This window comes from Pseudomonas sp. KCJK9000, from assembly GCF_046230725.1.
In the GTDB taxonomy this organism is placed as follows: domain Bacteria; phylum Pseudomonadota; class Gammaproteobacteria; order Pseudomonadales; family Pseudomonadaceae; genus Aquipseudomonas; species Aquipseudomonas promysalinigenes.
The window spans coordinates 1-7880 of record NZ_JBJJLN010000102.1; the positions used below are offsets into that span (position 1 = coordinate 1).

At 66.1% G+C, this 7880-nt stretch carries 1 protein-coding gene; it reads right to left on the bottom strand.

Annotated features, from left to right (window positions below; genetic code table 11):
- Positions 1–7880 (bottom strand): Ig-like domain-containing protein (locus ACK59H_RS22485; RefSeq protein WP_409264941.1); only part of this gene is annotated, 7880 nt, incomplete at both ends.

A 7880-nucleotide genomic window follows, 5' to 3' on the forward strand; every position in this document is an offset into this window, starting at 1 on the left:
ATTTGCGCAGCGCTGAGGCTGACCACGAACAGCCCGTTGGTGCCGACCGTGGCAGTGCCGAGCACAGTGCCTGCACTATTGCGCACCGTCACCGTGCTGCCGACCTGGCCCGAACCGCTGATCAAGGTGCCACTGGCGTTGATCGTGGCCACAGGAGCGGTGGGCGGCGTGGTATCAGGTGCCGTGATAGCGGCCCAGGCCGAAAGGTTGCCGGCGGCATCTGCCTGGCGCACCACCAGGGCCTGGCCGTCGTTTTGCGCGGTGTTGAGGGTTACGCTGAAGGTGCCGTTGGCCTGCACCACTGTGGTGCCTAGCGAACCGCCCGTCAGGCTTAGCACCGTGACGGTGGCACCGGGTTCGCCGATGCCGGTGAGCACGGTGCCGTTCGCGCTGATCGCAAGGCTGGTTGGCGCCAGCGGTGCCTGGGTGTCCGGTGCGGTGAAGGTAGTGGTGGCGGATACGTTGAGCGCAGCATCGGCTTGGCTCAGGCTCAGCACCTGGCCGTTGAGCTGGGCGCTGCTGAGGTTGATGGCGAACACCCCTGCGCCGTTGACCAGCCCCGTCCCAAGCACGGCCCCCCCGGCATCACGCACGGTGACGGTGGCACCTGCCTCCCCGGTACCGGTCAGCAGCAGGCCATTGGCCGACAGTGCAGTGACCACGGGGTTGGCCGGTGGGGTGACATCCGCAGCCGTGACGAACACTGGCTGCGATTCGCCGCCTAGCGCCGACACCGCCGTCACCGACAGGTGTTGCCCGTTGAGTTGGGCACTGTCGAGCGTGACGGTGAAGGCGCCGGTGAGTGGATTGGCCAAACCGCTACCGATCAGGTTGCCATCGGCATCGTAGACACGGATCGCCGCGGCCGCAGTTGCTATACCTGTCAGCGTCAGGCCATCGGCGGCCAATACTGCACTGACTGGAGGCTCGGCCGGTGGAACCAGCGGGGTGGTATAGCTGGCCACTGGCGAAATGTTATTGGCGGCGTCGGCCTGGGTCACGGTCAGGGTCGCCGACGAGCCAGGCGTTGGTGACAGGCTGACCGAGAAGTTGCCAGCACTGTCGACCTGGCCGGTGCCGATCACTTGGCCGCCGAAGCTGACGGTTACAGTGGCACCCGCTTCGCCACGCCCGGTGAGCACGTTGTAGTCGGGGTTGATGGCCAAGTTGGTGACGATGGCTGGCGGCGAGGTATCGGCGGTCTGGTAGGTGCCGGGCAGCGAGACGTTACCAGCGGCGTCGGTTGAAGTTACGGTGAGCAACTGCCCGTTGTTCTGGGCGGGGCTTAGGGTGACGACGAAATTGCCGCCATCGGGCACCGTCACGGTGCCGACCACCGTGCCGGCTGGGTTGCGCACAGTGATAACGCTGCCTACCTCACCCGTGCCGCTGAGCAATGTGCCGTTGCCGGTCACGTTCAGGCTGCCCGGCTGTGCCGGCGGGGTCAGGTCTGGGGCGTTCAGTAGCAGCGGCAGCGACGGGTTGCCAGTAGGGTCCTGGGCAATGACGGTCAACTGCTGGCCGTTGACCTGCGCGGTGGTCAGGGTGATTACGAAGGTGCCGTCGACGGCGATGACGCCTTGGCCGATGAGGTTGCCCAGGTTGTTGATCACAGTGACCTGCGCACCGACCTCACCGGTGCCGCTGATCTGGGTGCCGCTTGGGTTGAGCGAAGCGACCACCATGGCAGGTGGCGTGACGTCGGCAGCGGTGAGGCTACTGATCGCCGAGATGTTGTTGGCGTTGTCCTGCAGCGTGACCTGCAGTAATTGCCCATTCAATTGCGGGGTGTCGAGGTTGACCAGGAAGGTGCCGTTGGCAGCTACCGTGGCGGTGCCAATTTGCACGTTGCCAACGAACACGCGTACCGTCGCGCCCGCTTCGCCGACACCGCCAAGCTGGTCGCCAGCGGCATTGAGCTGCAACGCGGTGGCCGCGGCCGGTGGGGTGAGGTCTGGTGCGGTGACCGTGACCGGTTCGCTGATGTTGCCGGGTGGATCAGCCTGCTGCACCGACAGCACCTGCAGGTTGATCTGCGCTGGGGTCAGTTCGACGCGGAAGCTGCCATCGGCAAGCACTGTGGTGGTGCCCAGCACAACACCGGCGGCATTGGTCACGGTGACCGTGGCGCCTGGTTCGCCCGCGCCTGTCACCACGCTGCCATCGGCATTGATCAGCACATTGGTGAGCTGGTCGGGCGGGGTGAAGTCCGGCGTGGTCAAGGTGGCTGCGGCCGACACGTTCCCGGCTGCGTCGGTCTGGGTGAAGCTCAGGACCTCGGCGTTGCTCAGGGCCGGGTTCAGGGTGACGGTGAAGTTGCCACTGGCGTCGACGGTAGTCGTACCCACCTGCTGGCCACCGGCATTGGTAACGGTCACCGTTGCCCCCGCTTCACCGCGGCCAGTGATGGTCACGCCGTCGCTGGAAATCGCAAGCTCGGTGGGTGGTGTTGGCGCGGTGGTGTCAGGTGCCGTGATGGCAGTGGGCGCCGACTGGTTGCCTGCGGCATCGGTCAGCACCACCTGAACCTGCTGGCCATTGGCTTGGGAAGGGGTGAGGGTGACTTGGAATGTGCCGTTGGCAGCTACTACACCGGTACCGATCACGCTGCCATCGGCAGCCAGCACCTTGATGTTGGCGTTGGCCTCGCCGGTGCCGTTGAGCAGGCTACCACCCCCAGCGAAGGCCAGATTGGCCGGCGCATCGGGTGCCACTCGGTCGGGCGCGGTGAGGCTCACGCTATTGGACTCGTTGCCTGCAGCATCGGTTTGCGCGGCACTGAGTTGTTGGCCATTGATCTGCGCAGCAGCCAGTGTGACGCTGAAATTGCCGCTGGCATCGACGACGGCGCTGCCAAGGCTGGCGCCGCCTGCGCCGGTGATGGTGACTGTAGCGCCAGCCTCACCACGGCCCGTGACCACCAGCCCATCACTGGACAGCATCAGGTTGGTCAAAGGCTGCGGCGCGGTGGTATCAGGCGCCTGTAGCAGTGTTGGCAGGGAGCTGGTGCCATCGCTGCCGATGGCGCTCACTTGCAGCACTTCACCGTTGGCCTGGGCTGAGCCAAGGGCCACGGTGAAACTACCATCGTTACCGACTGGGGCCATGCCCAGTAGCACCCCATTGGGCCCGTAGACCTTGACCATGTTGCCAGGCGTGGCGGTGCCGGTGATGGTCAGGCCATCGGCCGACAGCACCAGGCTGCCGGGCGAGGCTGGCGCTGCAGCGCCGGGTGCCGTGACTTGCTGTTCGGGTGAGGCGTTGAGTGCGGCATCTGTCTGCACCACACTGAGCACCGCGCCCGTGTTGGCGACAGGGCTGAGGGTGACGCTGAACTGGCCGTTGGCCGCGACGATGGCATTGCCCAGCGCAGTGCCATCGCCAGCGCGGACGGTCACCGTGGCACCGGCCTCGCCGGTACCGGTCAAGGTCGCGCCGTCCGCCGACACCGCCAGGTTCGCAACCGCTGCGGGCGGCGTGGTATCGGCGGCAGTGTAGGGCGCTGCTGGCGAGACATTGCCCGCCGCATCGGTAGCGGTGACCTGCAGGGCCTGGCCGTTGGTCTGGGCGCTGTTCAGGGTCACCTGGAAGGTGCCGTTGGCGGCAGCCACAGCGGTGCCGAGCACCGCACCCGATGCATCGCGCACGGTGACCGAGCTGCCTGCCTCTGCACTACCGCTTAACTGCAGGCCGCTGCTGGACAGCGCAAGGTCGCTGGGTGCGGCTGGCGGCGTGAAGTCGGGGGCAATGACGTTGACGGCCGCCGAGGTATTGTTGCCTGCGTCGGTCTGGGTGACGCTCAATCGCTGGGCGTTGAGCTGAGCAGTGTCCAGGTCGAGAGTGAAGCTGCCGTTGGCGCTGACTACCCCGGTACCGACGATAGTGCCATCGGCGCCGCGCACGGTGACGGTGGCCCCGGCTTCGCCCAGCCCGGTCAGGGTGAGGCCATTGTTGTTGAGCACCACATTGGTCAATGGGCTTGGTGCGGTGAAGTCAGGTGTGGTCAGGCTGACGGCTGGTGAGACATTGCCAGCTGCGTCCACTTGGCTGACGCCAATTGCCTGGCCGCTGTTCTGCGGTGTGTCGAAGATCACCGTGAAACGCCCATCGGCCCCCACGGTGGCGGTGCCCAACAAGGTGCCGGCGGCATTGCGCACCTGCACGGTGGCGCCGACCTCACCACTGCCAGACAACTGCCGGCCATCGGCACTGAGCAGCGCATTGGTGACGGCCGCCGGCGGCGTGCGGTCAGGTGTGGCCAGGCTGGCGGGGCTGGACACGTTGCCGGCAGCATCAGCCAGGGTCACCTGCAGAGGGCTGCCAGTGGTCTGGGCGCTGGGCAAGGTGATCTGGAACTGCCCGCTCTGGTTCACCGTGCCGGTAGCCAGGATGGCGCCGCTGGCATCACGCACAGTCACGGTGGCGCCAGCTTCACCTTGGCCGCTGACCACAGTGGCCGCGCTGTTGAGGCTCAGGCCGCTCGCAGCATCCGGTGCCTGCAGGTCAGGCGCCTGCAAGGTGGCCGCCAACGACACATTGCCGGCCGCATCGGCTTGGGTGATGGTGAGGTTTTGCGCATTGCTTTGCGCAGGCGTCAGGGTGATGTTGAACAGGCCATTGCTACCGACTGTGCCAGAGCCCACGACGGCGCCGTTGGCGTCTGTAACGCTGACGGTCGCACCCACTTCGCCGCGGCCGCTGAGGGTGGTGCCGCTGCGGTTGATGGCAACCTGAGTAGGCGCATCGGGCGCCGTGGTGTCCGGTGCCTGCAGCGTAGCGGGTACCGAAGGTGCGCCACCGGCTGAAGCCCGCGCACTGACGCTCAGCACTTGCGCATTGAGCTGGGCATTGGCGAAGAAGATGCGGAAGATCCCATCGCTGCCGACCGTGCCGGTGCCGAGCGTGGTGCCGCCAGAAGTGACGGTGATCAGCGAGCCGACCGTACCTTCACCCGTCAGCAGGAAACCATCAGCACTCAGCGCAAGGTTGCTCGGCGCGGCAAGTTCGGTACCGTCCGGGCCGTTGACGGTGACTGCGGTTTCATTGTTGCCGCCGTCTTGCACCACCAGTTGCACGCTGTCGCCAGTGGCCAACGGTGGGTTGACCTGAACCGCGAAGGTGCCATCGGGCCCAACTGTAGCAGTGCCCAGCTGGGTGTTGCCGTCGCGCACGATAACCGTGGTGCCGGGCTCAGCGCTACCACTGATCGTGCCGCCATCCGGGCTGACAGCAATGTCCGAAGCCGCAGCAGGGGGGGTGGTGTCGGCAGCGATCACCGGGGTCGGCGCGGTGCTATTGCCGGCAGCATCAGTGACCACCACGGTCACCGTCTCGCCGTTGAGCAGGGCTGTGGCCAATGGCACGCTGAAACTGCCGTCAGGGTTGACCGCTACGGTGGTTTCTACACCACTGGGGCTGAGCACGGTGACCGACGCCGCACCGGGTGCATTGCCGGTCAGGGCCAGGCCATCAGGGGTAATCGCAAGGTCTGTCGGCAGTTGCGGTGGGGTCAGATCGGGTGCGATGGCCTGGGCAGCGGCCGATGCTGTGCCCTGGCCATTGATTTGCACGACGTCGAGTGTCTGGCCATCGAGCTGAGCTGGGGTCAGCGACACGCTGAATGTGCCACTGGCAGGCACCACGACACTGCCCAGCAGGTCACCTGCGGCGTTGCGCACTTCAACCGTTGCGCCGGCCTGACCTGTGCCTGTCACCAAGGTGCCATCGGCATTCACTTGTACCCCGCCAGGCACCGCCGGGCCACTGCTATCGTCAGCCGTGAAGGGCACCGACGGCGAGGCGTTGCCAGCGGCGTCGGTCAACACCACCGACACCGTTTCGCCGCTGATTTGCGCGGGCGAGAGGGTCACGCTGAAACTACCGTTCTGCCCCACGACGCCGCTGCCAAGCAACTGCCCGGCAGTGTCGCGCACTTGCACGGTCGCGCCAGGCTCACCTTGGCCAGTAAGCAGTGTGCCATCGGCGCTCAACGCAAGCCCTTGCGCTGCCTCAGGTGCTTGCAAGTCACTGGCGATCAGGGTGTTGGCAGGGGAGGGGTTGCCGCCGCCATCGGTTTGGATGACGGTCAGGGTCTGACCATTGAGCTGCGCTGGGGTGAGGGTGACGCTGAAGCTACCATCGGCCTGCACCGTAGCATTGCCCAGCACAGCACCCCCAGTGCCGGTTACTCGCACCTGCGCACCAGGCTCGCCGAAACCGGTCAATTGCGCGCCATTGGCGGACAATGTAAGGCCGGTGGTGATGGCCGGCGCGGTAGTATCGGGTGCATTCAAGCCCACCGAAGGCGAAACGTTGCCGGCAGGGTCGCGTTGTTCAACGGTCAATGCCTGGCCGTTGGTCTGAGGGGGTGCGAGGGTGACTTGGAAATTACCGTCGTTGCCCACCACGGCGCTGCCCAGCACCGCGCCATTGGGGCCGCGCACGGTGACCGTGGCGCCGGCTTCGCCAGTACCGCTGACAGTAGCGCCGGCGCCATCGACACTCGGCGTACCGACCACTTGTGGTGGGGTGCTGTCAGGCGCGATGAAACCGACCGGCCCTGCACTGTTGCCCAGGCTGTCGGTGGCTTCCACGGTCAGGCTCTGGCCATTTAGTTGTGGCTGGCCAAGGGTTACGTCGAAGCGGCCGTCGGCACCCACCGTGGCTGTACCGAGCACCGTACCATCGGCAGCGCGCACTGTGACCAGCGAGCCGGCCTGGCCCGTACCGGTCAGGTGTAGGCCGGTGATGTCGATCGCCAGGCCAGAGGGTTGCAGCGGGCCGTCCAAGTCAGGTGCGGTTACCGTCGCAGTGGAAGTGTTGCCGGCACCGTCGCGCAGGGCGACATCCAGCTGTTGGCCGTCGTTCTGCGCCGGGTCCAGTGTCACCGCGAACTGGCCGTTGGCGCCTATCACGGCGGTGCCCAGCAGCGTGCCTTGGGCGTTGGTGACCTGTACCGTGGCGCCAGGTTCGCCCCGGCCCGTCAGCGTCACGCCGTCGGCGCTGACTTGCAGATCGGTGGCCTCGTTGGGGGGGGTAATATCCGGAGCGCTGATTTGAGTCGGCAATGAACTATTGCCGCCGGCATCGACAGCCACCACATCAAGCAGCTCGCCATTGGCCTGCGCCGGGTCGAGGGTGAGGGTGAAGGTGCCGTCGTTGCCAACTTGCACGCTGCCAAGCACATTCCCGTTGCCATCGCGCACCTGCACCTGCGTGCCAGCAGGTGCGTTACCGCTGAGCGTGGTGCCGTCGGCGCTGACTGCCAGCCCGGTGGGGCTGTCAGGCAGGGGGGTGGCTGGCACGATCACGTTTACGGCGGTAGACGGATTGCCTGCCGTATCGGTCTGTACCAGCTCGATGGACTGGCCGGCAGTCAGTGCCGCGTCCAGATTGACCACGAAGGTGCCGTTGGCGCCGACAACGCCACTTCCAAGCAACGCACCTGCGCCATCGCGAATCTCGACCGTTGCACCCGGCTCGCCGCGGCCGGAAACCGCCAGGCTGCCAGCGCCTAGCGTAACGTCGGTGATCTGCGCGGGTGGGGTTGTGTCGGGCGCGGTGTAGGCCAACGGGATCGAGCGGTTGCCCGTCGCATCGGTAAGCGTTATGGACAGTTGCTCACCGTTGGCCTGCGGGGCATCTAGGGTCACACTGAAGCTGCCATTGGCGGCGACGATGCCGGTTCCGATCAGATTACCGCTGGCATCACGCACCTCTACCCGCGTACCCGCTTCACCGCTGCCGGTCAATGTGACCGCATCGCTTAGGCTCAGGCCCGTGGGCTGTGCTGGGGCCTGCAAGTCTGGAGCGGTCAGTGGAGTTGGCGTCGACACGTTGCCAGCCGCATCGGTAAGGGTGATCTGCAGGGACGAGCCGTC